This is a genomic window from Pseudomonas putida (genome assembly GCF_003228315.1).
Classification (GTDB): Bacteria; Pseudomonadota; Gammaproteobacteria; order Pseudomonadales; family Pseudomonadaceae; genus Aquipseudomonas; species Aquipseudomonas putida_S.
This window is the reverse complement of sequence record NZ_CP029693.1, coordinates 6,414,507-6,439,173: the sequence shown is the minus strand read 5'-3', so window position 1 is coordinate 6,439,173 and position 24,667 is coordinate 6,414,507. Positions and strand designations below refer to the sequence as shown.

Here is a 24,667-nt window from a genome sequence, read left to right as displayed (position 1 = left end):
GGACGCAAGGACACCGCGGGGTGTCAGGCGGCCAGCGTTATCGTTGACGACCATCGCGAGCAGGCTCGCTCCTACACAGGGGCCGCAGGCATCGCCAGTCAAAAATCGGGCAATGAGGAGGCACGCTATAGTTAATAGCCTTGGGGAAATACGCCAAACAAGATGCCGCAGGTGCTGCCATGAAAAAAATCGAACAGACGCTGATGCTTGCCCTTTGCCTGACCGCCGCCACCTGGGTACAGGCTGACGACAGCCTGATGCAAACCGAGCAATCGAGCAGTGAATTCAACTATTACGGGGCCGATCAGCCCTTCGCCCACCCCGCTCCGCCCTCGCTGAGCACCATACCGCCGGGGGCGTATATCCCGACGTCGCCCCAGACCTTCACCCCGGTGTCGAGCGAACATGTGTTTTCCGACTCCCAGTTGCCCACGGTGGCCGATGCCACCGTACGCGTATTCATTCGCACCTACGACGAGGAGCGCGGTGTCTACGTGAACCAGGAGGTGGAGAACCCCGAGTGCACGCTGTCTTGCCTGCGAGGACAACAGATCCCGACGTTGTAGGCTCTGTGGGAGCAAAGCTTGCTCGCGATGGCGTCAGTCCTGTCAGTAATCATGGCGCCTGACGAACCGCTATCGCGAGCAAGCTTTGCTCCTACATATCTACCACTGCCGCTTGTCCGGCCGTGCAAGCCCGAGTTTCTCGATCCGGTAGCGCAGCATGTCGCGGCTCAGGCCCAGCAGCCGCGCCGACTTGGTGACGTTCCAGTCGGTCTTGTCGAGCATCTTGCGCACCATGTCGCGCTCGACCTCCGGCAGGTTCATCGACTCGGTGTCGTTGTACGCCGAGCGCGGCTCTGCAGCGGGCACCTCGTGCTGGAACATGGGCGGTTCATCCACCAGGCTCATGCACACATTAAGCTGGTGGGCGGCGATGACGTCGTTCTGCGCCAGCAACACTGTCTGTTCGAGCATGTTGCGCAACTCGCGCACGTTGCCCGGCCAGCTGTAGTTGAGCAGCAACTCTTCGGCCTGCTCGCTGAAGCGCAGGTGGGGTTTGCCATAGCGCTTGCCATGGGCCGCGAGGAAATGCCGGGCCAGCAACAGGATGTCTTCACCGCGGGCATACAGGCGCGGCACCTTGATCGAAATGATGCGCAGACGGAAGAACAGGTCGCGACGGAACTTGCCCTGCTGAACCATCTGTTCGAGGTTGCAGTTGGTGGCGCTGATCACCCGCAAGTCGACCTTGCGCTCCTTGACCGAACCGACCCGGCGAATGCTCCGATCCTCCAGCAGCTTGAGCAGCTTGGCTTGCAGGATCAGGTCCATCTCGCCCACTTCGTCGAGAAACAGCGTTCCGCCATCGGCCGCTTCCACCAGGCCCAGGCGACGGTCCTTGGCGTCGGTAAAGGCGCCCTTCTCGTGACCGAACAGCTCCGCTTCCACCAGGTTGGCCGGAATCGAAGCGCAGTTGAATTCTATAAATGGACCCTTGGCGCGCGGACCGTCGAAATGCAGCGCGCGGGCCACTAGTTCCTTGCCGGTCCCGGTCTCGCCTTCGACCAGCACGGGAGGCAGATCGGTGTTGGCCATCCGCCGCTCGGCATCGAGCAGCTGGGTGATGGTGCTCTTCAAGTAAACCATCGGCGCCGATTCGCCGATCAACGCCTGGACCCCGGCCTTCTGCGCTTCGCGCTCCTGATAAAACGACAACGTGCGCTCCATCCGGTCGGTGGCCAGCGCCTTGTCCAGCAGCACCTTGAGTTCCGGTAGCGCCACCGGTTTGGTCACGTAGTGGAATGCCCCCTCTTTCATCGCCACTACAGCATCCTCGACGTTGCCGTAGCCGGTCATCATGATCACCTTCAGATCCGGCGCGCTGATGCGCAGCTTCTGAATCAGGTCGTGACCACTCATGCCCGGCAACGAGTTGTCGGTCAGCACCACATCGGGAACGAAAGTCTTCAATTGCTCCAGTGCATTTTCAGCCGAGTGGCAGACCGTCACCTCGAAGTCCTTGCGCTCAAGGTAAGTCTGAATATTCTCGGCCAGGAGTTCATCATCCTCGACCAGCAGTATGCTGTGTTCCATATTCCCCTCCCGTTGCCACTTTAAAGTTCAAACAAACGCGAGTTCCTTCCCGCTCCTGGCTGGTCAGCTGCACCGAGCCATCGAAACGCTCCATTATTCGTTTGACCAGGGCCAGGCCTACGCCCAGCCCTCCCTGTTTGGTGGTGAAGAATGGCTTGAAGACCATTTGCTGCTGCTGTTTGGTCATGCCCTTGCCGGTGTCGGTGAGAATCATGCTCACCCGGTCTGGCGCCGGTGTTTCAATCTCGATACTCAACACGCCCCCGGTCGGCATCGCTTCCAGGGCATTGGCAAACAGGCTATTGAGAATTTGCGTCAACAGCACCTGTTGGCTGACGACCGGTGGGACGCTTTTTGGAGTGAAACGCACTTCCACATTCGAGCGCTTGATCAGCGCTTCGAAGGCGCCCAGGGTGTCATCGATGGTCAGCACCAGATCCACCTCATCGAAGTCGTCATTGACCGGTCGCAATGACACAAGCAATTCGCGTACCCAGCGCGACATGCGGTCGACCTGGCTGATGATGTCGCCAATGTTTTTCTGCGCGCCGTGGCTGGCGATTTCCTGGGCCAGCTCGGCGCTGGTACGGATATTGGCCAGCGGATTGCGCAAGCTGTGGGCGACCGCCGAGGACATCTCGCCCAAGGCGACGAAGGTCTCGTTGGCCACCAGTTGTTTTTGCTGGCTCTGCAAGAGCATCGCGGCGCGCCGCACGATCCAGAACAGTCCCAGGTAAATCGCCGCGCCGCCCAGCAGGGTCGCCAGCCAGATCGCCTTGAACCCGCGCTGGATGCGTTCCACAAGGTCCGTCGGTTCCTTGTAGATCTCCACCATGGCGATCACTTTGCTTCTGTCGGCGTTGAACATCGGGATGTAGTTTTCGATGAACAGGTACTGCGGCTCACGCATCAGGCGTTGCTCGGGGCGTTCCTCATCGATTTCGTGGTAGCTGGTGGACACCGGCTCCTTCATTTCGAACGACTCGTCCAGTTCATCGTCATCGTCGATGCGCATGCCGATCAGCTCGGGGTTGGTCGACCAGACCACCGTGCGGTCGAGGGCATAGACGTTGGCCAACAGCAGGTCCGGCAGGTGCTCCACATGATCGAGAAACTCGACGCGCGCGTTGGCACGGGCGCCGGGTTCGACATCGGGGTAGCTGTTGTCCAGCCGTGGATCGAGCATCTCGCCCATGGTCCGGGTCGGGGTAATCGAGGCGTGGCGAATTTCGGCATCGCCGATGGCCTGGATGAATTGCGCGGTCAGCATCGAATCGCGCTCGATGCTCTCCTCCACCACGAAACGCGTGGAAATGTAGCCCAGCCCCAACGCCACGGCGGCGATGATGAAAAAACTCGCCAGAGAGAACCAGCGCACCAGGTTGAATGGCGGGCGCCAATCCCGGGTTTGCGTGGCCGGGGTAGTCGGCGCAGGTAATTTTTGTTCTTCGAGTATCTGCATGGGACTGTCCTGGTCGCAGCTCAACAAGCCCTTTCAGCCGTGTCTCGCATCAGTGTAGGTGGCATTAGCCGTCACGGGTGTCGCAATGCAAGTAATTAGCCACTATTGCATCTGTGCCGGCATTTGCTGACCACCGGGCGCTGCAATGGCGTGATGGTGTTCGGGTTCCTCGTTTTCGGCGGTCAATGGCGCTTTCGGATGCTGGCGATCGGTTTCCTCCTGCAAAAACTCGATGATCGACTGCGCGGACTTCTCATCCATGCGCAGGTTGGGCATCGGAATCTTGTTGAAGCGATCAAACAGCTCCATCGCGATCGGGTCCTTCTCCGCCAGCATGCGGTCCGGCTCGCGAATCCAGCGATTGAGCCACGCCGGCTCACGTTGCAGGGTCACGCCGATCAGGTCCGGGCCGATGCTGCGCAAACCGATGCCCTGGCCGTCCATTGGGCCGAGGCTGTGGCACGAGGCGCAGCGGGTGCGGAACAGTTCTTCGCCATTGCTCGGCGGGCGAATTTCCGGTGCATTGGCATAGCTTTGTTCAATGCTCGGTTGCTTCCAGTTCTGCAAGGTGTTGGCCAGTTGATCGGCCAGGATCCACGGGTTTTCGAACGGCGAGGCTTTCATCCAGCGACCGGTTTCCTGATTGCCCACGATCAGGCTCAGGTTGTGGTCCTTGCTGCGGCCGTTGTCGACGCCTTCGATGAACAGCCCGAGCTTTTTGCGCAGCTCGGTGACATCGGCGAACTCCCCGGTGAGGAACAGCCAGCCCGGCCCGACCTGGAAGCGTTGCGAATAGGCCTTGAGCACCTCGGGGGTATCGCTCAGGGGGTCGATGCTGATGGAGTAGAAAAAGACGTCCTTGCCGACCCGGTCGCCGAGCAGTTTCTGCACCTGGCGCAGACGCGCGGTTTCCAGCGGGCAGGAATCGCTGCAGGAGGTGAAGATGAAGTTGATCACCACCACCTTGCCCTTGATCAGGTCATCGAAAAAATGCACCTGCCGACCGTTCTGATCGGTCAGCAAGGTGTTGGGGAAATAGTCGCCACCCCACGGGGTGGCGGATTCGGTAGCGGCGGGTTGTTCCGCCGGTTTGGTTGCGGTTGCGATTGCCTCGGTGGATGTGGGGGCGGGTGCCGACGGCGCCTGCTTGGCGACCAGCAGTTGGCTGGCCAGCAAGCCGGTCACCAATACCAGTATCAGGTGCATGCCCAAGGCGCGTGTGCGTGGTGTATGCAACTTCATGTCGACACCCTCCCGTTTCATTGTTTGACCGTCACTGTCGGGCCACTGCCGTCGCCAGTGCGGAAGGTTGGCAGTGCGGCAGAGTTCACGTAGCGCACGCCATCCCAGCTTGGCAGCGGTGTCGGCATCAACTGGAACTGACCGGGATGCTCGATATCCCAACGCAGCAGCATCGAGTTGTCCTCATGCTGGGTGTTGTGACAGTGCTCCATGTAAGTCCCGGCAAACTCGCGGAAGTTGATTGCCATTTCGACGTTGTCCAGACCATCGTTTTCCGAACCGATGCGGTACACGTCCTTACGCGCCCATTTTTCCCATTCAGGTGGTGCCTTGCCGCCACGGCTGAGAATGATCCCTTCCTCGAAGTGCACGTGTACCGGATGGCTCCAGCCCTTGCCGCCCAGCTGGATTTTCCACACTTCCAGGGTGCCGAAGCCGGTGGTGCCAGCATCGGTAGGACCGGTTTTCAACTGGGTGGCCGCGCTCAGGCGACGAGGATCCATGTTGAAACCGAAACCGCCATCGCTCTTGACTGTCCACGGTGCTTCATCGGTGCCGTCGGAACGACCGAAGATGAAGGACCGGTGACGGGCGTTGGCCAGCAGCGCCTTGTCGGCAGGGTTGTCACGGTGAATCTTCAGCGGAATCATCACCAGGCCTTCAGCCTTGCCGGGTTTGGCCGGTTCGTACTTCGAAGGGTCCATGGACAGGTCCTGACCGGTGTAGGCCTTGACGTTGAGTTGCAACACCTTGCCCACCGCCGGATCGCCCCTGTCCCACTGCGGTCCCTTGCTGGTCTGCTTGATCACCGCCAGGTATTTCTCCGACAGCACGTCTGCCAGCGGGATGGCTTCTTTCGGGCCTTTGCCGTCGTCATGGGCCAGCAGGTTGACGAAGAAGATCTTGTCCCCCGGCTTGATGCCGTTCTTGGCGAAGTTGACGACGATGTCAAAGCGCTCGGCGATGCCCTGGGTCGGCAGGATGGCGTTGTGATTCTGCAAATCACCGTCGCCGTCCAGGTCCATGGTGCCGTCGAATGGCACGCTGTGTTCCATGATGTTGCCGTCGTTGGCGATCATGTGGAACGGTACCCGGGCATAGGACACGCCTGAGCCTTTGGGTCCCTGGAACTCACCGCTGGTGCCCTTGATTTCCCGTACCAGGGCGAACTTGTAGTAACGCGATACCGAACCGTTGAGCATGCGGAACCGATAACTGCGGGCACGCACGTCCAGGGTTGGTTTCCAGCCCCAGTTGACCACCACCTGGTCACCGAGGAAGCCGTCGGTGTTGAACGGGTTGAACCACAGCTGACCGTTCTGATCCCAGGCCTTGTCGGCGAACAGCAGGTTGACGTCGTAGTCGCGGTTACCCCATGGCAAGGCACTGCCGCTGGGGAAACGCAGGTTGACGCCGTCATTGACCGACTCGTTGCCACGGTCCAGGGCGCTGTAGTAGTTCATCATCGCCGCGTTGCCCTTGTAGACGTTCTGCGCGGTGAAATCGAGCATATGGTCGTGGAACCAGTGGGTGCTCATGGTCTCGCGCCAGTCGCCACGGATCTTGATCGTGCCGTGATCGCACGTCTTCAGGCCCGGGCTCATGTCGTTGGTCCACAGGGTTTCGCCCGGCGAGCAAGGGAACGCCGCGCGCGGATCTTCAGCCTTGGTGTTGATGCTGTCGTAACCGGCGAGCTGCACCGGCCAGCGATAGTCGTAGTACTGGCCAGGGAAGAAGAAGGCGTTGGCATAACCGTCGCTTTCCGCTGGCGCGTGGCCGTTGTGCTCGTGGGTGGTGATGGTGTGCAGGCCAAAGCCCATGTTGGCTGAAGGGTCGATCGGCAAGCCGTTGTAGTGGCGCATTATCAGCGGTTGGCCATAACGCACCATCAGCAGTTTCGGCGGCAGGGTGCCGTCGAAGGTCCACACCGAATTGTGGTTCTGCACCGGCATCAACGGGTGCAGGCGCGGTTCGACGCCCTTGGAGGTGCCGTCCGTTGCCGGGATGCCGGCGACGTTGTGATACAGGCCGCCAGGGCCGAACTCACCCACGGCGTAGTGGTGCATTTGTTTATCGTCACGCAAGCCGCCGTTGGTGCGGATGCCGGTCTGCACGGTCTTGTAGGCGTTCTGCGGGTAAAACTCATTCCAGCGCTGGTGCGACCAGCCCTTTCCTGGTGGACGACCCTCGGCGGACGAGCCGATATGACGGTTGAGGTATTGCTCGATCTGCGCTTGCCACGGGTTGCGGTCCACCGAGTTGGAGTACTGGGTGGGGAACGGTGTCAGCCCCGGTTGCCGCAGGAAGTTATCCAGCGCCAGGCTTGGCGGTGCGCTACGCGCGGCGCTGGTGGGGTCCTGGGCCGGCAACGGACCGATCCCCGGCGGTGGAAACGGCAACTGCGCCGCCGGCGTGGTGGGGTCGAGTTTTTCCGGCCCGAACTCTTCGAACAGCATCATTTGCTGGGTAAATGGCTGGGCCCCGAACAACGGGCTGGGCTTGCCATTGGTGGGGTAGTTGAAGCTGGTTTGCTGCGCAGGTGGCAGCTGGTTTTCCACACGTTCGGTATTGCGGGTGCCCTTGACGCCATCCGGCAAATCGAAGGCCTCTTCGTTGGCCTTGGGCATGCTCAGGATGGCATTCAACGCGGCTGGCTCATCGGCCGGTTCGTCATAGTAGGCCGAAGGGTCCGTTGGCTCCGGCTGTCGCTCATCGTCTATGGGGGCAGCGCGCAGCATCCCTGTGCTTATTGTCATTGATAGGACGACGCTCAAAGGCGTCAAAAACCACTTGAAGGGGTACCGCGCTTTTCTGTCCATTACCAACCGCCTCGTATGTGTGAAGGGGGTAATGGGGGTTTTGCAAATCCCTCGCCAAATTTGTAACTAATTTTTACAAACTTGCGAAAGCTTGGAAAACAATGGCTTATCAACATCAAACTGCCATGACTTGGGGAAAGCGACTGGGGAATGACACCCGCTAGCGGGGAAAGTTCATCCCCAATTTCTGGGCAGTGAGCACGCCGTCCTGTAGGAGCAAAGCTTGCTCGCGATAGCGGCAGGCCAGTCGATCAAGGTCTGTCTGGAACACCGCCATCGCGAGCAAGCTTTGCTCCTACAGGGGGAATGTATTCAGGGAACCAGCTTGAACGACAGACGGACCGAAGTGCCCTCGCCTTCACGGCTGTCGAGGGTCACGGAGCCGCCAAAGCGCTCCATGATGCGTTTGACCAGGACCAGCCCAACCCCGAGCCCGCCCTGCTTGGTGGTGAAAAACGGCCGGAAGGCCATTTTGCGCTGCTCTTCGCTCATGCCCTTGCCGGTGTCGCTGACCACGACCACCACGCCCTGGGCATCGGCCGGTGACATGGCGATGGTCAGCATGCCGCCGTCGTCCATGGCCTCCAGCGCATTGGAAAGCAAGCTGTTGAGGATCTGCGTCAGTTGCACTTGCTGGCTCAGCACCATGGGCGTCTCTTTGGGCTCGAACACCACCTTGATTTGGCCCTTGGTGATCTGATGCTCGAAAGCCATGAGGCTGTCGTACAACGAAGCCACCAGGTTTACCGCTTCGGGCTCGTCATTGAGCGGACGCAACGATTGCAGCAACTCGCGTACCCACTTCGACATGCGGTCGACCTGGCCGATGATGTCCTGAATGTTCTTGTGCGCCGCGCCGCCGTCGAACTCCAGGGCCAGTTCGGCACTCGAGCGGATGGTCGCCAGCGGATTGCGCAAGCTGTGGGCCACCGCCGATGACATCTCGCCCAGGGCGACGAAAGTTTCGTTGGTGATCAGTTGTTTCTGCTGGGTCGCCAGCAGGATCGCCGCGCGCCGCACGATCCAGTACAGCCCGAAATAAATCAGCGCGCCGCCCAGGGCCGTGGCCACCCAGATCAGCACCAGCCCGCGCTCCATGCGGTTGATCAGGTCCTTGGGCTCCTTGTAGATCTCGACCATCGCCGTGACGTTCTTGCCCTCGGCGTCGAACAGCGGAATGTAGTTTTCGATGAAGATGTATTCCGGCGGCGTGATGAACTTCTGCTCCATGCGCGACTTGTCGACATCGTGGTAGCTGGCCGACACCGGCGTGCGGTTGGCGAAGGCCTTGTCGAGGTCTTCGTCGGCATGAATCGTGGTGCCCATCAACGCCGGATTGGTGGACCAGATCACCATGCGATCGGGAGCATAAATGTTGGCGAGGATCACGTCCGGCAAGTGTTCGATGTGGTCGAGAAATTCGCCACGGGCATTGGCCCGGGCCATCGGGTCGACATCGGTGTAGTCCCGGTCCTTGCGCGGATCGAGCAGCTCGCCCATGGTCCGCACGTTGGGTACCGCCACGTGACGCAGCTCGGCCGAGGCGATCGCCTGAATGAACTGTGAGGTCAGCAACGCATCGCGCTGAACGCTTTCGGTAATCACGAACTTGGTCGACACCGACCCCAATGCCACCGCCACGGTACCGATCACCGCCATGCTGATCAGGGAAAACCAGCGCAGCAGATTGAACGGTTGTTTGCGTGTGCTCAAGCGGATATCGCCCTTGTCGGATTGAAGTGCCTTGGCCAGCGTGGTCATAAATGCGCCATCCCCCGATTACGGCCCCGAATGCCCCTATAGGTTTATAGCCCACCGATGGCAGTTTGCCCGACTGCGGGTCATTTTCCCCCCACTGCCCCCAATCCCCCCCACTTTTTCCCCACCCCATCCTGTTGCCCCCATCTACCCCCAATCCTGGGGAAAAAGGCCCGTTCTCGAATTAGGGAATCTTTCCCAATTATTCGCTCAACGCCTGTGTGCCGGGCTTCTCATGATTGTTTTCGCCAATTGGCATGGGAGTTGCCGAATCCTTGCCAACTGACCCATTTCAAGGGGCAGGCACTCTGATAGAGGGAATACTCATGCACCCTTTACTGTCCAAGACCGCGATTGCACTGGCGGTGACCGCTCTGGCCCAGGGCGTTGCCCAGGCTGCCTTGTTTGCTGTAGACCCCGGCCCTTATGCGCCCGAGCTCGGCAGCTTCGCCTCCTGGTATCAGGACACCCATGGAAGGACTGTTGATTTGTGCCTGTCCAAGGCTGTCAGTTCCAGGGTTGCCGGCGCACCAGGCGCACCTGCCTACATGTGCCTTTTGAACCCGAATCCCGGCATTTTCGATGACACCCAGCCCATCGTTTTCCCGGGCAACTTTCCCGATGAAGCGTTCTGGTTCACCGGCGACGGCGCCATCACCGACGCCGCTCGGGGCATCGATCTGACCTATACCAGCGCCCTCGAAGCGGCCTTCAGCGGAGGCGACCCCAAGGAGGGTGATCAGATCAGCTTCGCCCGGATCCGTATCCGGGTCGACGTCCCCACCGCTGGCACCTACGTCATCACCCACCCCTACGGTGTCGATGTGTTCGACGTGACCACCCCGGGGCGCAAGGCGATCAACATGACCCGGGACATCGGGATCGGCTCGCCGAAAACCTACAACGGCGCACTCAAGGGTGACGTCGGTCCGTTCCTGCGCAGCGTCAACGGTCCCTACACCGAGACCAATCCGGTCAATGGACAGGTCGAACAATTCGTCGGCGATCCGAACCTCGACGAGGCCTTCACCGGCAGCCCGTTCAACACCAACTACATCCGCATCGAAGGCCCGGGCGGCATTGATCTGCGCACGACGGTCATGGCGATTTCCGGCAAGTTGTCGACGGTGGCACGCCCCACTCCAATCATTGCCGAGCGCAGCACTTACGCACGCAAGGACGTCAACGGCGCCCCGGTTGCCCAGCAAGACGTGTTCGTCATGGCCCCGCCACCACCGGCCACCGTGAACCTGGACAGCAACAGTCCGCCGCTGAAGCTATCAGAGGCTGACACCACCGGCCACTGGTACGCGCAGTCCGCCAACAACCCGGCGCTGCCAAGCACCCTGCAGGTGACCGCCGACAACCACCTGGCCATTCCTACCAGTTCGCCGACCACCCTGCCCATGACATTGACCGACCAGGTGACGATCTCAACCGCCGAGTACAACTCGTCAAGCGGGCAAATCACCATCGTGGCCTCCTCCAGCGATGAATCCTCGCCTCCTGTGCTCACCGCCACCACAGACACCGGTGCCGTCATCGGCGCCCTCAGCGGCAGCGGCGTAGATAAACAGATCATTACGGGTATCTCGCCGATTCCACCGGCCAAGGTCAAGGTGACGTCGTCCAACGGCGGCACCGATATCGAAGAAGTGGTCATCGTGCAATGAACGCGCTCATGCCCAGATCCGCATCAGGAGGCATCATGAATAAGTGGCCACGCTTTGCGCTCAACGCGCTCGGGCTGTCTCTCTCGATATCGGGCAGTGCGTTCGCGCAACTGGCTGCCGTCGATACCGGTCCCTACACCTTCGCCACGGGGAAATTCCCCGCGTGGTATCAGGACAATGGTTTGCTGTCGCTGGAATTGTGCCAGTCCAAGGCCGTGAGTACGCGAGTGGCTGCCACCGTGCCACCGGCCTACATGTGCATTCTCAATCCAGAACCCGGCATTTTCGACGACACCCAGCCGATCGTATTCCCGGATAACTGGCCACCAGAGGCGTTCTGGTTCCTGGCCGAGACCAACATCAACAAGAATGGCACCTATGGTGTTGATGCCTATGTAGCCGGGGTCGAAGCGGCCTTCGCATCGGAAAACCCTATCGATGGCGACCAGCAAAGCTTCGCCCGGATCCGCATTCGGGTGAACGTTCCCGTCGCCGGGGTCTACACCATCACCCACCCTTACGGCGTGGAAACAGTCAACGTCACCACTCCGGGCCGTCGGGCGATCAACATCACCCGCGACATCGGCATCGGCGCACCCGGCGACTTCAGCGGCGCCCTCAATGGCGAGATCGGACCGTTCCTGCGCGGTCTCACCCCGCCCTACACCGCCGTGAATCCGGAAACCGGCACCGTCGATAATTTCATCGGCGACCCGAACGTCCCCGAAGCGGTCACCGGCAGCCCGCTCAACACCAACTTCCTGCGCGTCCAGGGTCCGGCCGGGACCATCGAGACCAACCTGTTCACCGTGTCCGGCAAGATTCTCGACAGCCGCGCCCAAACCAAAGTGGACATCGGCCGCGCCACTTACCGCCGCACGTCCACAGGCCCGGGCACCAGCAGCACCCGGGTGGAAGTATTCGGCAGTTCGGATGCCAGCTCGACCCTGTGCTTCCGTGAAACCGTGGCCCTCTTCCCGGGCCCACCGGCTTCACCGTGCGCGTTCACCATGACCGGCAGCGCCGGCCAGTTCTACGGCAGCCACTTGACGACCGGCCCCGTGCCTCCCGTGGTGGTGGTCACCGCCACCAACCCGGGCGGCACGACCCAGCCGACAGCGGTCTCGCGCAAGCTCTCGGACGTGGTGAAAATCAAGACCGCGCGCTACAGCTGGAGCAACCACAGCCTGCTGATCGAAGCCAGCTCGTCTGACGAAGTGGGCATTCCGGACATGGTCGCCCAGGGCTACGGACGGTTGACCAAGGCCGGCACCCTGCAAAGCCTGACCGTCTCCAACCTGCCGCAGCCTCCGGCCACGGTCACCATCAAATCCGCCGCCGGCGGCAGCGATGTCGAACCTGTGACCGTGCTGGGCACCGCACCGGACACCGGCGAGAACCAGGCGCCGATTGCCCGTGCCGACGCCGGCAGCACCAGCTTCGGGGTGCCGATCACCCTCAACCTGCTGGCCAACGACACCGACCCGGACGGCAACAATCCACTGACCATCACCGCGCTGACCCAACCGCCTACCGGCCAGGGCACCGTGGCGCTGAGCGGCACTACCGCGGTTATCTACACCCCACCGGCCGTGGTCAACGCACCACTGACCACCACCTTCACCTACAAGGCGCAAGACGCCAAGGGCCTGGCCTCGACCACCCCGGCGACCGTGACCATCACCGTGGCGCCCAACCAGGCTCCAACTGCGGTCGCCGACAGTGTCACCACCCTTGGCGTGGCCATTCCGATCAACGTGACGGCGAACGACACCGATCCGGAAAACAACCTGCCACTGGCGGTCGCCAGCTTCACCCAACCACCGGCAGGTCGCGGCTCCGTCACCAGCAATGGCACGGTCCTGACCTATACCCCACCGGCCTCGGTCACGACGGCCTTCACCACGACCTTCAGCTACTTCGTCCGGGACAGCTTCGGTGCTGTGTCGGCGACCCCGGCGACGGTCACGGTGCAAGTCTCGCCACGGCCTGCTGCGGAAACCTTCACGGTGACCACGGCGACGGTGTCGGCCCGCTCCAATAACCGCTTCACCTGGGACTTTGCAGGGACCTCGTCGGTGACCACCGGCAACACCATCACCATCCAGGTCACCACCCCGACCGGGCTGCAAACCCTGGGCACCACCACCGTGCCGGTGACCGGTCGCTGGAGGTTCACGGCGAACAACATCACCAACGTGATTCCGTCGGCGAACCCGCAGGCCACCATCACCTCGTCCCAAGGCACCGTGCGCACGGTTCAGGTGATCGCCAACTGAGCCACCACCCCCTCCACTCGCCGAGTGGAGGGGATCACTTCTCGCGAAAGGAAGACGCCATGAAAAAGTCGACCGCCGCCCTGCTCTGCCTGCTCCTGCTTTGCGGCAGCGCCGGCGTGCGCGCCGACGATTTGATGGAGAACGATGACCTGGCGCCTGGCGCCGATCTCGGCGAGCTGCCACCCCCGGTGGGCCAGCGCGCACTGATCGACCAGAACGGCCAGGCCAACATCGCACTGGTGCAACAGAACGGCCAGTCGCTGCTCGGCCAGATCGTGCAGCAAGGGAGCAATCAGGAAGCCTACATCCTGCAACAAGGTAGCGACCTGATGGCCTGGATCAACCAGCAAGGTTCCGGCAACGCCGCATTGATCAACCAGAGTGGCAGCCACAACCGTGCACAGATATCCCAGAACGGCAATAACAACGACGCCAGCATCGTCCAGGCCGGCACGGGGCAGCAGAGTGCTGTGACCCAGGCAGGAAATGGAATGAGCGTTTCGGTCACCCAATATCGCTAAAGCACTGCACTTCTTGGAGGTTTCATCATGTTCAAATTGACGCCCCTTACCGCCGCAATCCTGGTTGTTGTCAGTGTCCAGGCAATGGCCGATGAAAGCGTATCCACCCAGGGCCAGTTCGGTACCGCCAACATCGCCAATGTGAAACAGACCAACGCGCCCGCCGCCACCGCCACCCAGTTGCAGATCGGCACCGGCAACGACGCGGCCGCCGTACAGGACACCGCCACCAGCACCATTACCCAGAACCAGACCGGTGACTACAACGCCGGCTACGCCGAGCAACTGTTCGAAGACGGCAGCACCATCACCCAGAACCAGATCGGTACCACCAACACCGCCCATGCCAGCCAGTCGATCGGTGTCGGTGCCGGCGAGGTGCTGCAACAACAGGAAGGCAACGGCAACTTCTCGTTCGTCTATCAGGACAGCCAGGAAGGGACGACCGGCAAGACCTACCAGTACGGTGACAGCAACGAAGCCAACATCGAACAGATCCAGCTGGGCGGCGGCAATACCGCCGTGATCATCCAGTACGGCGACACCAACTACGCCACCGCCGAACAGATCAACCAGATGGGCGGCACGATCGGCATCAACCAGTCCGGCAGCACCAACTACGCCTACGGCGACCAGCGCTACGGAGCAGACAGCACCCTGACCGTCAACCAGGCGGGCGACAACAACGGCGTCGAAGTCTGGCAAGACACCCAGACCGCCAGCCAGGCCACCATCAACCAGTACGGCAGCACCAACGAAACCATCGTCGACCAGAGCTTTGGCGAAAACAACGCGGCCAATGTGCTGCAAATCGGTAACGCCAACGCCATCTATGCCGACCAGTTCGAGTCGGTCGGTTCCACCGTCGGCATTTACCAACTGGGCAACAACAACGTCCACTACACCTACCAGAGCGGCGACAGCCATGTGCTCAAGACCAATTCGGTGGGTGACGACAACAAGGTCTACGCCAGCAACTGGAAAGGCCCGCAACTGGGCGGCCAGTTCGGCAGCAGCCAGACAGCCACCGTCAACCAGAACGGCAACGGCAACATCGCCAGCTTCAAGCAGGACGGTGTGGGCCACATCATGACCACCAACCAGACCGGTTATGGCAACAAAACCACCATCAGCCAGGCCGATTCCTACAACGAGCTGTACTTCGACCAGAACGGCACCGACAACATCCTGATCGCCGACCAGCGCGGCACCACCAACCTGGCCCAGGGCAGCACCAACGGCACCGGCAACAGCACCGAGTTCAACCAGGAAGGCACCGGCAACCAGGCCTACACCAACCAGGTGTATGGCGATGACAACATGATCACCATCAAGCAGGCTGACACCATGAACGTGGCGTACGTCACCCAGGGCGGCACCGGCAACATCGCCAGCGTCGACCAGAGTGGCAGCTACCAGACCGCCAACGTTCAGCAGTACGGCGACGCCAACCAGGCAACAGTGTTGCAAAAATAATCGCGCAGCACGAAAAACCGCGACTCCCGGGGGTGGGTCGCGGTTTTTTTATGGCATGGGAATTTGCAAGAGTGGGCGGAGAGGTACTCCGCCTTATTGACGAAAAAATGTAAATCGATCGGCTTGTCAGACCGCAGAGCTGGCTCAACTGACCTTGCGCCCTGCCAGAGTTCGTTTAATCACTGAATCAGCGTCCAACTGCCATCTCGGAAAAATCAACTTTTCTCGCGGTTTATTATCATGACCCCGCACCGAAGCCGGTACTGGGTCACCCTTTAAGCCATCATTATTTTTTATCCCCTGCATAAAATACTCATCGAAAAACAAATGCTTCAGTTCTTCGTCCAAATGCATAATGCAGCACTCTTCAGAAACAACGCCCTTACCCCTAAGTACCTCCAGGCAAACATGCAAGCTTTTTTCCGAGGGGCGATAATGACCACTTAAATTATTAATACCCACAACCTTACCCTTTTCAATAGCCACTTCCCCGGCACAAACGACAGGCAGTCCGCCGTTCATATAGGAATGATTGCAGCGCCCACGCCCTTCTACTTGTTCGACAAGCCTGAACTCAAAATCAGAACTCAACACATAGATAAAAAGTTTCCGGTCAATTACCTCCCCATCACCCCACAAGAGCCTGCCATTCACTACTTCCGGCTTGATTAAAAAATGATTCACAGATTCAACATCTGCATACCCCAATTCCTTCCCCAACTTTCCATCTTCATATTCACACAACGAACTTAACCCAATATCGCCCAGCCACCTGATGATCGTCGTATTGCCAAAAAACCTGAACTCCTGACCGAATGTATATTCATATTCATCCACCTCAAAAGCCATGGCCTTTAATAAAACCTGATCGGGTTCTCTTTCATGCAGTTGAAAACAGTCTTTCAGCAACTGCCAGCGATCAAGCGACGCCCCGTTGCCTGTATCCGGTAAAAAAAGCTGCTGAACGGCATACTTCTGAATGGCTACGATAATTCCAGCGTCACCAGCTTCAGTGCGATCACATAATGCAATCAGGGACACATTACGTTCAGCCCAGCCAATCAACTGGCCACAAAAAAACTGTTTGGAATCGCCCTTGAAGTACTCGCACAGAAGTATCAACTCATCTTTAAAGGCATCACTCAAGCAATCGGTATTTATACCTTTATCTTTAATGATGCATTCAAAGTCAGAAAACGAAAAACCTGGAAAGCTCAAGATCGACCCCAAGTCACTTACTTTCGTCGGTATAAGTGCTTTGCGATCAACTGGTGGACCAATTGCTCTCGCACCCAAACTAAATAAAGCAGCAGGCATTTTATAAATTCGACTCTTTTTGAGTAAAAGAACCTTGTAACCCGCCGGTGTATATCTCGCTATAAAAAATCGCCGCGCCCCGCAAAACCTGGTCTGCCACGAGTGGGCGGGGCAGCAGGAAAAACGGAGGGACTATAGAGGGGCTCTTGGCGAACAATCCGCACACTTAACCCGTAGCCAGACAAACGTAGGTGTAGGCACTTTTCTGTAGGAGCGAGCATGCTCGCGATGCACGCCAGGACACCGCGGGGTGTCAGGCTGCCAGCGTTATCGTTGACGACCATCGCGAGCAGGCTCGCTCCTACAGGGGATTGGGGACATCCGTGAAATCAGGTCGGCTGTCAGGCCGCCATCGCTGGCCATGACACTGGCTGAAGCGAGGGATTCGCAGGCGTGGGCCAGCAGGTCTTCGGTGCGGATGTCGGCGGTGATGGCGAATATTGTGCTGGGGGTGTGAGTGGTCGCGGGTTTCGATATGGCGGGGTTTTCGGTTGGGGATTCTGGGGGATTGGGGGTGGGCTTTGGCATGGTGGAGCTCCTTGATCAATGGAGCCGTCACCCATCGCTGCTAAACGAAGAGGTGGCGGCTGTACGCGGGTTAGCAGACCAGGGATCAAGGAACCCGGCGCACCGAAGTGCCCCACGCACAGCCACCATAACGAGGTGACACTGGCGCGCCTTGATTTTGGTCGAGCTGCTAAACCCGATCGCTGAGTTTTCAGCGACCCGGCGACAATAGAGTCGGATACCAAGGCACACAAGCCGGCGGATTCTGGCGTAGGTGTAGGCGGCGACGCAAGGCGATGTAGCCTCGCTCCGAGTCCTACAGACATCCTAAAGATGTAAGCGCTTTTCTGTAGGAGCGAGCCTGCTCGCGATGGACGACAGAACACCGTGGGGTGTCAGGCTGCCAGCGTTATCGTTGACGACCATCGCGAGCAAGCTCGCTCCCACAGGGGACGGCGTACACCTGACCCGCTCTTCACCACTCAACAGGCCGAGCGTTAGCTCGCCTGCAAGCTTTTGATCTTGATCCACCTGCCCCTTCGGGAGGCTGAGGGGAGGCGTTTATCCGGGGGTAAGGCGCGTAGCGCCGTGCGGCGCAGCCGCACACATCGAGAGGAGGTGCAGCGAAGCAAACCGGAGGCGATGCCCCCGGATGAATGCCGGAGCGAAGGAACGCCGAGCCTAAGCGAGGGGCCGGACGCCGGGGCGAGCCTTTTTTTGCTTACTTTTTTGAGGCGTTTGTCAAAAAAGTGAGTCGCCGTAAGGGCGAAACCATAAGCGGCCGTTACCGAAGAAATGGATATGTACTCAGTCAACAAAAGCCAGGTCGGCTATCAGGCCGCCTTCGCTGGCAAGCCAGCTCCCACAGGGTTCGTGTACATCCGCGACAGCCAGATCAGCTGGAAGATCGCCATCGCGAGCAGGCTCGCTCCCACAGGGGAATTGTGTACATCAAGCAGAGTCAGGTCGGCCCGAAGGCTGCCTCGGTTCACTCACTCCTCTTCAGGCGTCACTTTGTTCTGAGTCAAATACCGATCCAGCGTTTCATTCTGCTCGGACACCGCCGTATCCCCGGCCACCTGCCACAGATGCCGCTCGATCCCCTGCGCCAGCAGATGCCCCACCGCCGCTTCGATCGCCGACAGCACACACAGTTGCGCCGGTTCGTTGGTGGTGTAGCCGGCTTCGGCCTCCAGCAGTTTCTTGAACTCGATGAACTTGAACACCCCGGCACTGCGGGCCACGGAGTAGATGGTCTTGCTGGTCATCACGTTGGCCAGCACCTGGCCGCTGCGCACGTCCACGGCCCGCAGGTTCACGGTGACCTGGTCGACGCGGTACTCCCGGGAGATGTCGATGCCCAGGTAACGCGCCCCTTCCCCGCCGCTCTTGACGTTGGTGTCGTAGGCGATGATCCCGCCTTCGAGCATCATGTTCGCCGCTTGCAGCGGTGGCAGTTCGGCCTGGATGTTCACCGGGGTGTTGGGTTTCTTTTGCGAGGCGCGGATGATCTTGCGTTCGGTCAACAGGTTCTGCAGGCCTTCACGTTCCAGCACCACGAACCAGCCGCTGGCCTGCATGGCGTCCATCAGCATGCTCGCCGCGCCTTGCGTGACGCTGGTGGAAAACGAACTGGCCGGAGTCGGCTTGTACTGGCCGGTCTGGTCGCGGAAGCCGTACACCACCGCCATCAAGCGGCCCTTGGGCCGTGGCATGTTGATCAGGTCGTAGTAGGTCGAGGCCCTGGGGGTCAGGGTCGGGATTTTCGAGTCCTGCTCGGCCGGCAACGGCTCGCGCAGTGCACACCCTTGCAATGCCGCCAACATCAGCCCTAGCGCTATTATTTTTTTCATGTCCTTAACTCCCCAACGACCCGAATCCATTTCAATTCAGACCATTCACCTTGATTTCCGAAAGCTGGCCGGTCGCCCGGTCGGTGACTTCAATCGTCAACTGCCCTGAGTCGTCGACGACGTTGACGATGAACGCGTCGGTGGAAAGGCTGCCCGTGTTGCCGTTGTTGATGTTGTCCAGCAACTGCCCCAGCAGCCGCGATTGCAGCTGCGCGGTGAAACGGTCCAGGGCCGAAGTCGCCGTCGCCGAGGTGCGGTCCTTCAAGTCCGGATCGTCGAAGTCGTTCTGCGCCTGGGCGTTGTTGAGCAGCCAGGTGCCGTTCAACGGGTTGCCACCGAACGAGGGGTTGACGGGGGTGTAGACCAGCTCCGTGGCCTGGGCCAGCGCACAGGCGCCAAGGCCGAGCAGGCAAAGACCGGCGTGTTTGAACATCATTTTTGTTTTCATAGTTCGTCCCTCTCAAGGTCCGTGGTGTCCTGCAACAAGGCTTCCAGCTTGCGTTGAGCAATTTGTCCGCGTACCCAGTCGGCGGCGTTATAGGCGTCGTCCTTGAGCTCCACGGTGTTCGGCGGCAGGAAGCGCCGATAAACCAGGCGTTGTTGAAACTCCACAGTCACCAGGCTGCCCCAGCGAGCCGATGGCCGTTCGCGTACCACCAGGTTGAAATCCATCGGGCTGGTGGCCCGCAACCGTTCACTGAACATGTAGTAAAAGTCGTGGCCGATGTGCGAGATGGTGTCGTCGATGATGAACCCGAGCATCTCGTCTTCTTCGGCGGCCGCGGCCGTGCCTGCGCTCAGCACCAGGATCAGCGCCAGGCAAAAGCGTTTCATGGCTGTAATGCCTGAGGTGCGTTCGACTGGGCCTTGACCGGTCCCGAAGCGCCATCGCTAAAGGCTTTTTCGGCCACGAACTGCCAGTCCTTGTAGCTGGTCATGCCGGTGAAGTCCGACCACTGGGCCGGGAAGTCCACTTGCTTGAGCGGCTTGTCGGTGGAGCTGCTGGCGATGCCGGTGATGCGTCCGTCGAAGCCGCGCATCAGGAACCACTCACCGCCACCCATCGGGTCCGGATAGAGCTGGCGCAGATGATGTTTGGCGCTGGGAAAACGCTCGTCCTGCAACAGGTCGACGAGTTCTTTCGGGTACTGGGCCAGGCCCGGCGAGCTGCGGTAGTAGCTGCGCAGCGCCTGGGCGTATTGGGTGCCGACCCAGAGTAGTTGGCGTTCGCGGTCGCGGCGTGCGGCGGTGGCCCACAACTCGCCGGCACTGGCCAGGCCCATGCCCATCACCATGATCAGCAGCAGCACGCCTATGTAGGTGAAACCGTCCTGCGAAGCCGGTTTACCATTCGGAATAAAGGCTGCCATCACGCGCCCTCCCGGTGGCACCGCTCTTGATATCCGCCACGCCGCCGGCAACGCCTTCAGGCGGTGGCACCATGACCCAGGTGTCCTTGCGCTCGGCAATCGGGTCCATCGGCGGGTTGCGCAGGTAACGCAGCTCCACCAACTGATCGAGGGAATCGGGATAGCGCCCGGTGTCGCCGTAGTAGTGATCCAGCGCTTCGCGCATGGCCGAAAGGCTCTGGCGCAGGGTGGTCTCTTTCGAGGCCTCCAGGCTGTTGAAGTAGCGTGGCAAGGCAATGGTCATCAGGGTTGCGATGATTGCCATGACCACCATCAGTTCGAGCAGGGTAAAACCCTTTTGCCGGCGCATATGCTCACCACTCCCGGTAGGCGATGCCGTTGAGGCCTTTGCCACGGGCCTTGGAGTAGACGTCGAAGACATCCTGGCCATCCCGTGGGTTGTCAGCCGAACTGTCATAAGCGCGCAGGCCCCAGCCGCCGTCGTCGTCACGCTTGGCCGTCGCCAGCGGATCATGGGGAATGCGCCGCAGGAAGTAGAACTTCGCCCCTTTGGCGCTGCGCACATCACGCACACCTTCGACCAGCACTTTGAGGTTCGGCGGGTAACCGCTGCTGTCGAGGGTTTTCTCGATATAGCCCGCATCGAAGGCCCGTTTGTAGGCATCGATGGCATCGCGGATCTGATACAGGGCGGTGCGAAGATCCTGTTCCTTGCCCCGGCGCACCAGGGTCTCGGTCAGCGGCGCGGCCATGCCGGCCAGCAGGCCGATCAGGGCCAGTGTCACCACGACTTCGATCAGGGTGAAACCGCTCTGCGAGGCTTTCATGATCAAGGCTTCCCGACGCTGATTTCGACGTTGGTGTTGGGGTTGACGCTGGCGTTGGTGGCAATCGGCCGATCCAGGTGTTCGGTCTGTACGGTCGACTGCAGGCTGCGGTCCGGCGCCGCGATGTGCATGCTGGTCTCGGTACCCGTGGTGAACTCCATGTCCGATGGGCTCTGGTACGGCAGGTTGCGCACCACCCGTGGAGTGATCGAGAGCACCAGTTCCGATTTGCCCACGGTGTCTTTGTTGCTGCCGAACAGGCGGCCCAGACCCGGGATGTCGCCAAGACCCGGGATCTTGTTGCCGGTGGCGCCATGGTCGTTACGCATCAGGCCGGCGAGGATCTGGGTTTCGCCATCGTGCAGACGCAGGGTGGTCTGGGCGTTGCGGGTATCGACCTGGACCGGGATGGTGCCCTGACGGGTCGGTTCCAGCGGCGTGGCGTTACTCACTTCCAGGGCGACCTTGATCGCCACTTCGTTGTTCAGGTGCACGGTGGGTTGCACTTCCAGTTTCAGACCGACGTCCAGGTAAGTCACGCTTTCGGTGATCACCGGTCCCTGGGTCGACGGCACCGAGGTGGCGCTGATGATCGGCACGCGCTGACCGATGTGGATACGCGCCTGTTCACGGTTGCTCACGCGGATCACCGGGCTGGCCAGGGTGTTGATGTCGTTGTCCTGGGCGTTGATCTTGGCCTGTGGCGATGGCGAGATGGTGATCCGGCTGGAGTCGATGCCTTTGAGCTGGTCGAGCAGGGTTACGGCCGAACCGTCACTGTTGACCACGCCGAAGGTGTTCGGCCATTGCAGGCCGAGGTCGAGAATGCGCTGGGTGGCGACTTCCATCACTTCCACTTCCAGCACCACTTCCGGGTTGGACTGGTCTTGCGATTGCAGAAGCTTTTCGGCCATGCGCACGGCGTCGGCGGTGTCGCGCATGGTCAGGGTGTTGAGGCGTTCATCGACGAACACGTCGCGGGTCTTGAGCATGGTCTTGACCATGTTCAGCGCGGTGTTGGCATCGATGCTGGTCAGGTAGAAGGTGCGCATCACCAGCTCCTGATAATCCTTGAGCTTCTGCGGCGAGTCCGGGTAGATCAGCAGGGTGTTTTCGTTCACCACTTTCTGGTGCAGCTGGTTCTGTTGCAGCAGCAGTTCCACGGCGTCTTCGATGCGCACGTCACGCACGAAGATGGTGGCTTTCATGTCCGGACGCAGGTCCTTGTCGAAGATGAAGTTCAGGCCGGCAACCTGGGACAGCACTTCGAAGATGGTTTTCAGGTTGGCGTCGCGAAACTCCAGGGTGACCGGCTTGTCCAGGCGAGTGCGCAGCTGTGGGTACTGGACCACGTTGCGGCTCTGCACCAGGCGGATGTTGCTTTGCAGTTCCAGGGCGCCGTCGTTGTTGGGGTCCAGTTCGAGGATCTGTTTGACCTGGCGGTCGGCACCGTAGATGTCGCCGCGACGCAGGTCGCCACGGGCCAGTTCGAGTTTTTCATCGAGGCTGCGCATGTGGTCGAGTTGCTCGATGGCGTCCTGGGCCCGACGGTTGTGCGCTTCGATCTTCAGCACCCGGCCATAGGTCAGGCGCGCCGTGGCGAAGTCCCGTTGAGCGCGGGCCATGTCACCCTGGCTCAACAGCGCCGTCACCGCACGGGCACGGCCGCTGGTCAGCGCCAGGTGCAGTTCGGTATCGCGCGGGTTCTCACGAATCCCCTGCTCGATGCGGGCCAGGCCGGCCTCGTACTGACCCGACTCCATCAGGGTCGTGCCTTCATCCTTGGCAACCTGTGCCGAGCTGCAAGCAGCCAATCCTGCGCACAGACACATGCTCATCAACAGACGGGATTTGTTCATTGCGCACTCCCTACAGACAGAGTCTGGGACAAATGCAAAGGCAGATAGACCAGGCTCAGTTCCATGTCGGAAATCCGCTCGATCTTCCATGTTGCGTCGATTACATCCCCTTTGCGCACGACGTAAATCTTCTCGCCGTTCTGCAGGAACACCTGCAGGTCGGTACGGTCATCTATCCTGCCGATGAACTGGAAAGGCATCGGCGGTGCAGTCGGGGCCTGCACGACCGGGGCGACATTGACAGGTTGCTCTGTGACGGTAGCCAAGGTCGGTGCCGGCTTCCAGCTGCTGGCGGCAAACAAGTCGCCTGCCGGGCTCAGGTCCTTGATCGGCGCGGGTGCCGCGCCTGCCTTGGCGGCCGGCAGCTTGCCGTCGCTGGTGGCCTTGGCCGGCGTGGCCACGGCGGCCACTTCGACACCGGCCTCCTCGGCCGGCTTGAAGACATCGGAGAACCAGGTCAGCGCTGCCGCCGCGCCCAGGAACGCCACCCAACCCACTACGCGTTTGTTGTTCATCATGACCTCGACAGGTAAAGGGTCATGCGGATCCGTCCGTTAAGGTCGGTGTCGGCGATTTTCTTGCGTTGCAACTCAAGGTCTTCCACCACCACCGCCGGCAGCTGTCCGAGCAAGGCGTGCATGAAGCGCCGCAGTTGCGGGTAGCTGCCACGCACCGGCAGCAGAATCTGATAACGGGCCAGGTGGGTCTTGGGGTCGATCCCCAGGGAGTACTCGCCCCGCGACAGGGTGATGCGCTCCTGGGCGGCCAGGGCGTAGATCTTGTCGATGGCCACGGTCGCCTGAGGCTGCGCCGGCAACTTGCTGCGGAAGTCATCGAGCTGGCGCTGCGGGACCACCGGCGCGGCCACCGTGCCGTCTTCGACCTTGGCCAGGTACTCGCGGGCTTCCTGAGTCTGCTGGCTGAGGCTTTGCAGCGACTGCCAGTCCGGCAGCAGCCCGGCCAGCGCGTAAATCACCGCCACCACCATCAGGGCCATGCCGGCCAGGCCGGGCACGCCCAGGCTTTGCAGGTATTCACGGACGATCAATTTAGGGATTTGCATCGCCAATCTCCCAGGTAGCCGACAGATTGAAGCGCACCGGTTGCTCCGGCACGTTGGTCACGATCTCGTGGCTCAGCAGCGACACATCGGACAGCTCGTCGGTGGCTTCCAGACGCTGGTGGAAATCGAGCATGGCTTCCAGGTCCCGCGCTTCGGCGGTGATGCGCACCTGGCCCTTGCGGGCATCCGGGGTCAGCGACAGCAAGGCGATGTTGTCGCGGGGCATGGCTTCGAGCGTGGCGAACAGACGTTCCCAGGGGCGGCGCAGCTGTTGCGAGACCTTGCGCATTTCCGCCAGGTTCTGCGCCTGTTCGCGGGTTTCCGCCGGGGTCAGGGCAACTTTGCTGCTGGTGCCGGTGCTGGTGTCGCCACTGAGCACACGCTGGGTGGTCTGCAGGTGGCCTTGCTGTTGTTCGGTCTCACCGCTCAGGTGTTGCGCAATCACCATGCAGGACAGCGTCAGCACCACACCACCGGCCAGCAGGCTCCAGCCCAGTGGCGTGGAACGGCTGCGAGGTTGAAAGTCGAGCATCAGGGCGCGCATG

At 60.5% G+C, this 24,667-nt stretch carries 22 protein-coding genes; 5 read left to right on the top strand and 17 right to left on the bottom strand.

Going from position 1 to position 24,667, the window contains the following annotated elements:
• Positions 1–179: 179 nt before the first annotated feature.
• Complete coding sequence (locus tag DKY63_RS30255) at positions 180–566, top strand: hypothetical protein (RefSeq protein WP_110967483.1); 387 nt, start codon at positions 180–182, stop codon at positions 564–566.
• 99 nt (positions 567–665) lie between these two features.
• Here DKY63_RS30255 and DKY63_RS30250 read toward each other — a convergent pair whose 3' ends face one another.
• From DKY63_RS30250 to DKY63_RS30230, 5 genes are all read right to left on the bottom strand, one after another.
• Positions 666–2,096 (bottom strand): sigma-54-dependent transcriptional regulator, encoded by a 1,431-nt coding sequence (locus DKY63_RS30250; RefSeq protein WP_110967482.1) that lies wholly within the window; start codon positions 2,094–2,096, stop codon positions 666–668.
• A complete protein-coding gene (locus DKY63_RS30245; RefSeq protein WP_110967481.1) occupies positions 2,065–3,558 on the bottom strand; it encodes a sensor histidine kinase in 1,494 nt (497 codons plus the stop codon). Before DKY63_RS30245 ends, DKY63_RS30250 begins: the two co-directional genes overlap by 32 nt.
• A gap of 102 nt (positions 3,559–3,660) precedes the next feature.
• Complete coding sequence (locus DKY63_RS30240; RefSeq protein WP_239499347.1) at positions 3,661–4,800, bottom strand: SCO family protein; 1,140 nt, start codon at positions 4,798–4,800, stop codon at positions 3,661–3,663.
• 17 nt (positions 4,801–4,817) lie between these two features.
• Positions 4,818–7,619: a multicopper oxidase domain-containing protein gene (locus DKY63_RS30235; protein ID WP_110967479.1), complete on the bottom strand. Its 2,802-nt coding sequence runs from the start codon at positions 7,617–7,619 to the stop codon at positions 4,818–4,820.
• A gap of 312 nt (positions 7,620–7,931) precedes the next feature.
• Positions 7,932–9,380: a sensor histidine kinase gene (locus DKY63_RS30230; protein ID WP_110967478.1), complete on the bottom strand. Its 1,449-nt coding sequence runs from the start codon at positions 9,378–9,380 to the stop codon at positions 7,932–7,934.
• Positions 9,381–9,703: 323 nt separating this feature from the next.
• On the opposite strand from DKY63_RS30230, the gene DKY63_RS30225 reads away from it, so the two are divergent.
• From DKY63_RS30225 to DKY63_RS30210, 4 genes are read left to right on the top strand one after another with little or no spacing between them, the layout of a single operon-like run.
• Complete coding sequence (locus DKY63_RS30225; RefSeq protein ID WP_110967477.1) at positions 9,704–11,050, top strand: hypothetical protein; 1,347 nt, start codon at positions 9,704–9,706, stop codon at positions 11,048–11,050.
• A gap of 35 nt (positions 11,051–11,085) precedes the next feature.
• Positions 11,086–13,329: an Ig-like domain-containing protein gene (locus DKY63_RS30220; protein WP_110967476.1), complete on the top strand. Its 2,244-nt coding sequence runs from the start codon at positions 11,086–11,088 to the stop codon at positions 13,327–13,329.
• Positions 13,330–13,388: 59 nt separating this feature from the next.
• Positions 13,389–13,850, top strand: a complete 462-nt coding sequence (locus DKY63_RS30215) for a curlin (RefSeq protein WP_110967475.1) — start codon at positions 13,389–13,391, stop codon at positions 13,848–13,850.
• 27 nt (positions 13,851–13,877) lie between these two features.
• The gene (locus DKY63_RS30210; RefSeq protein WP_110967474.1) at positions 13,878–15,326 is read left to right on the top strand and encodes a curlin; all 1,449 of its coding nucleotides are present in this window, start codon (positions 13,878–13,880) and stop codon (positions 15,324–15,326) included.
• Between the two features lie 144 nt (positions 15,327–15,470).
• Here the strand turns inward: DKY63_RS30210 and DKY63_RS30205 are convergent, their stop codons facing one another.
• The 12 genes from DKY63_RS30205 to DKY63_RS30145 all read right to left on the bottom strand — a co-directional run bounded on the left by DKY63_RS30205 (position 15,471) and on the right by DKY63_RS30145 (position 24,666).
• Positions 15,471–16,643 (bottom strand): hypothetical protein, encoded by a 1,173-nt coding sequence (locus DKY63_RS30205; RefSeq protein WP_162634944.1) that lies wholly within the window; start codon positions 16,641–16,643, stop codon positions 15,471–15,473.
• A 267-nt stretch (positions 16,644–16,910) separates the two neighbouring features.
• Positions 16,911–17,171, bottom strand: coding sequence for a DUF6124 family protein (locus DKY63_RS30195; RefSeq protein WP_110967471.1), 261 nt, complete (start codon positions 17,169–17,171; stop codon positions 16,911–16,913).
• 971 nt (positions 17,172–18,142) lie between these two features.
• Positions 18,143–19,003 carry a CsgG/HfaB family protein gene (locus tag DKY63_RS30190; protein ID WP_110967470.1) on the bottom strand — a complete coding sequence of 287 codons (861 nt, stop codon included), beginning with the start codon at positions 19,001–19,003 and terminating at the stop codon, positions 18,143–18,145.
• Positions 19,004–19,034: 31 nt separating this feature from the next.
• On the bottom strand, positions 19,035–19,451 hold the full coding sequence (locus tag DKY63_RS30185) for a curli assembly protein CsgF (protein ID WP_110967469.1): 417 nt from the start codon (positions 19,449–19,451) through the stop codon (positions 19,035–19,037).
• The gene (gene csgE / locus DKY63_RS30180) at positions 19,448–19,837 is read right to left on the bottom strand and encodes a curli production assembly/transport protein CsgE (protein WP_110967468.1); all 390 of its coding nucleotides are present in this window, start codon (positions 19,835–19,837) and stop codon (positions 19,448–19,450) included. The genes DKY63_RS30185 and csgE overlap by 4 nt, the downstream gene beginning before the upstream one ends.
• Positions 19,834–20,373, bottom strand: coding sequence for a type II secretion system protein (locus DKY63_RS30175; RefSeq protein ID WP_110967467.1), 540 nt, complete (start codon positions 20,371–20,373; stop codon positions 19,834–19,836). The genes csgE and DKY63_RS30175 overlap by 4 nt, the downstream gene beginning before the upstream one ends.
• Positions 20,348–20,722, bottom strand: coding sequence for a type II secretion system protein (locus DKY63_RS30170; protein WP_110967466.1), 375 nt, complete (start codon positions 20,720–20,722; stop codon positions 20,348–20,350). The genes DKY63_RS30175 and DKY63_RS30170 overlap by 26 nt, the downstream gene beginning before the upstream one ends.
• A 4-nt stretch (positions 20,723–20,726) precedes the next feature.
• Positions 20,727–21,200, bottom strand: coding sequence for a type II secretion system protein (locus DKY63_RS30165; RefSeq protein ID WP_110967465.1), 474 nt, complete (start codon positions 21,198–21,200; stop codon positions 20,727–20,729).
• Positions 21,201–21,202: 2 nt separating this feature from the next.
• Entirely contained in the window at positions 21,203–23,059 is a 1,857-nt protein-coding gene (locus tag DKY63_RS30160; protein WP_110967464.1) for a secretin N-terminal domain-containing protein, read from the bottom strand.
• The gene (locus DKY63_RS30155; protein WP_110967463.1) at positions 23,056–23,574 is read right to left on the bottom strand and encodes a hypothetical protein; all 519 of its coding nucleotides are present in this window, start codon (positions 23,572–23,574) and stop codon (positions 23,056–23,058) included. Before DKY63_RS30155 ends, DKY63_RS30160 begins: the two co-directional genes overlap by 4 nt.
• The gene (locus DKY63_RS30150) at positions 23,574–24,122 is read right to left on the bottom strand and encodes a GspMb/PilO family protein (RefSeq protein WP_110967462.1); all 549 of its coding nucleotides are present in this window, start codon (positions 24,120–24,122) and stop codon (positions 23,574–23,576) included. The genes DKY63_RS30155 and DKY63_RS30150 overlap by 1 nt, the downstream gene beginning before the upstream one ends.
• The gene (locus tag DKY63_RS30145; protein ID WP_110967461.1) at positions 24,109–24,666 is read right to left on the bottom strand and encodes a PilN domain-containing protein; all 558 of its coding nucleotides are present in this window, start codon (positions 24,664–24,666) and stop codon (positions 24,109–24,111) included. The genes DKY63_RS30150 and DKY63_RS30145 overlap by 14 nt, the downstream gene beginning before the upstream one ends.
• Position 24,667: the final 1 nt, after the last annotated feature.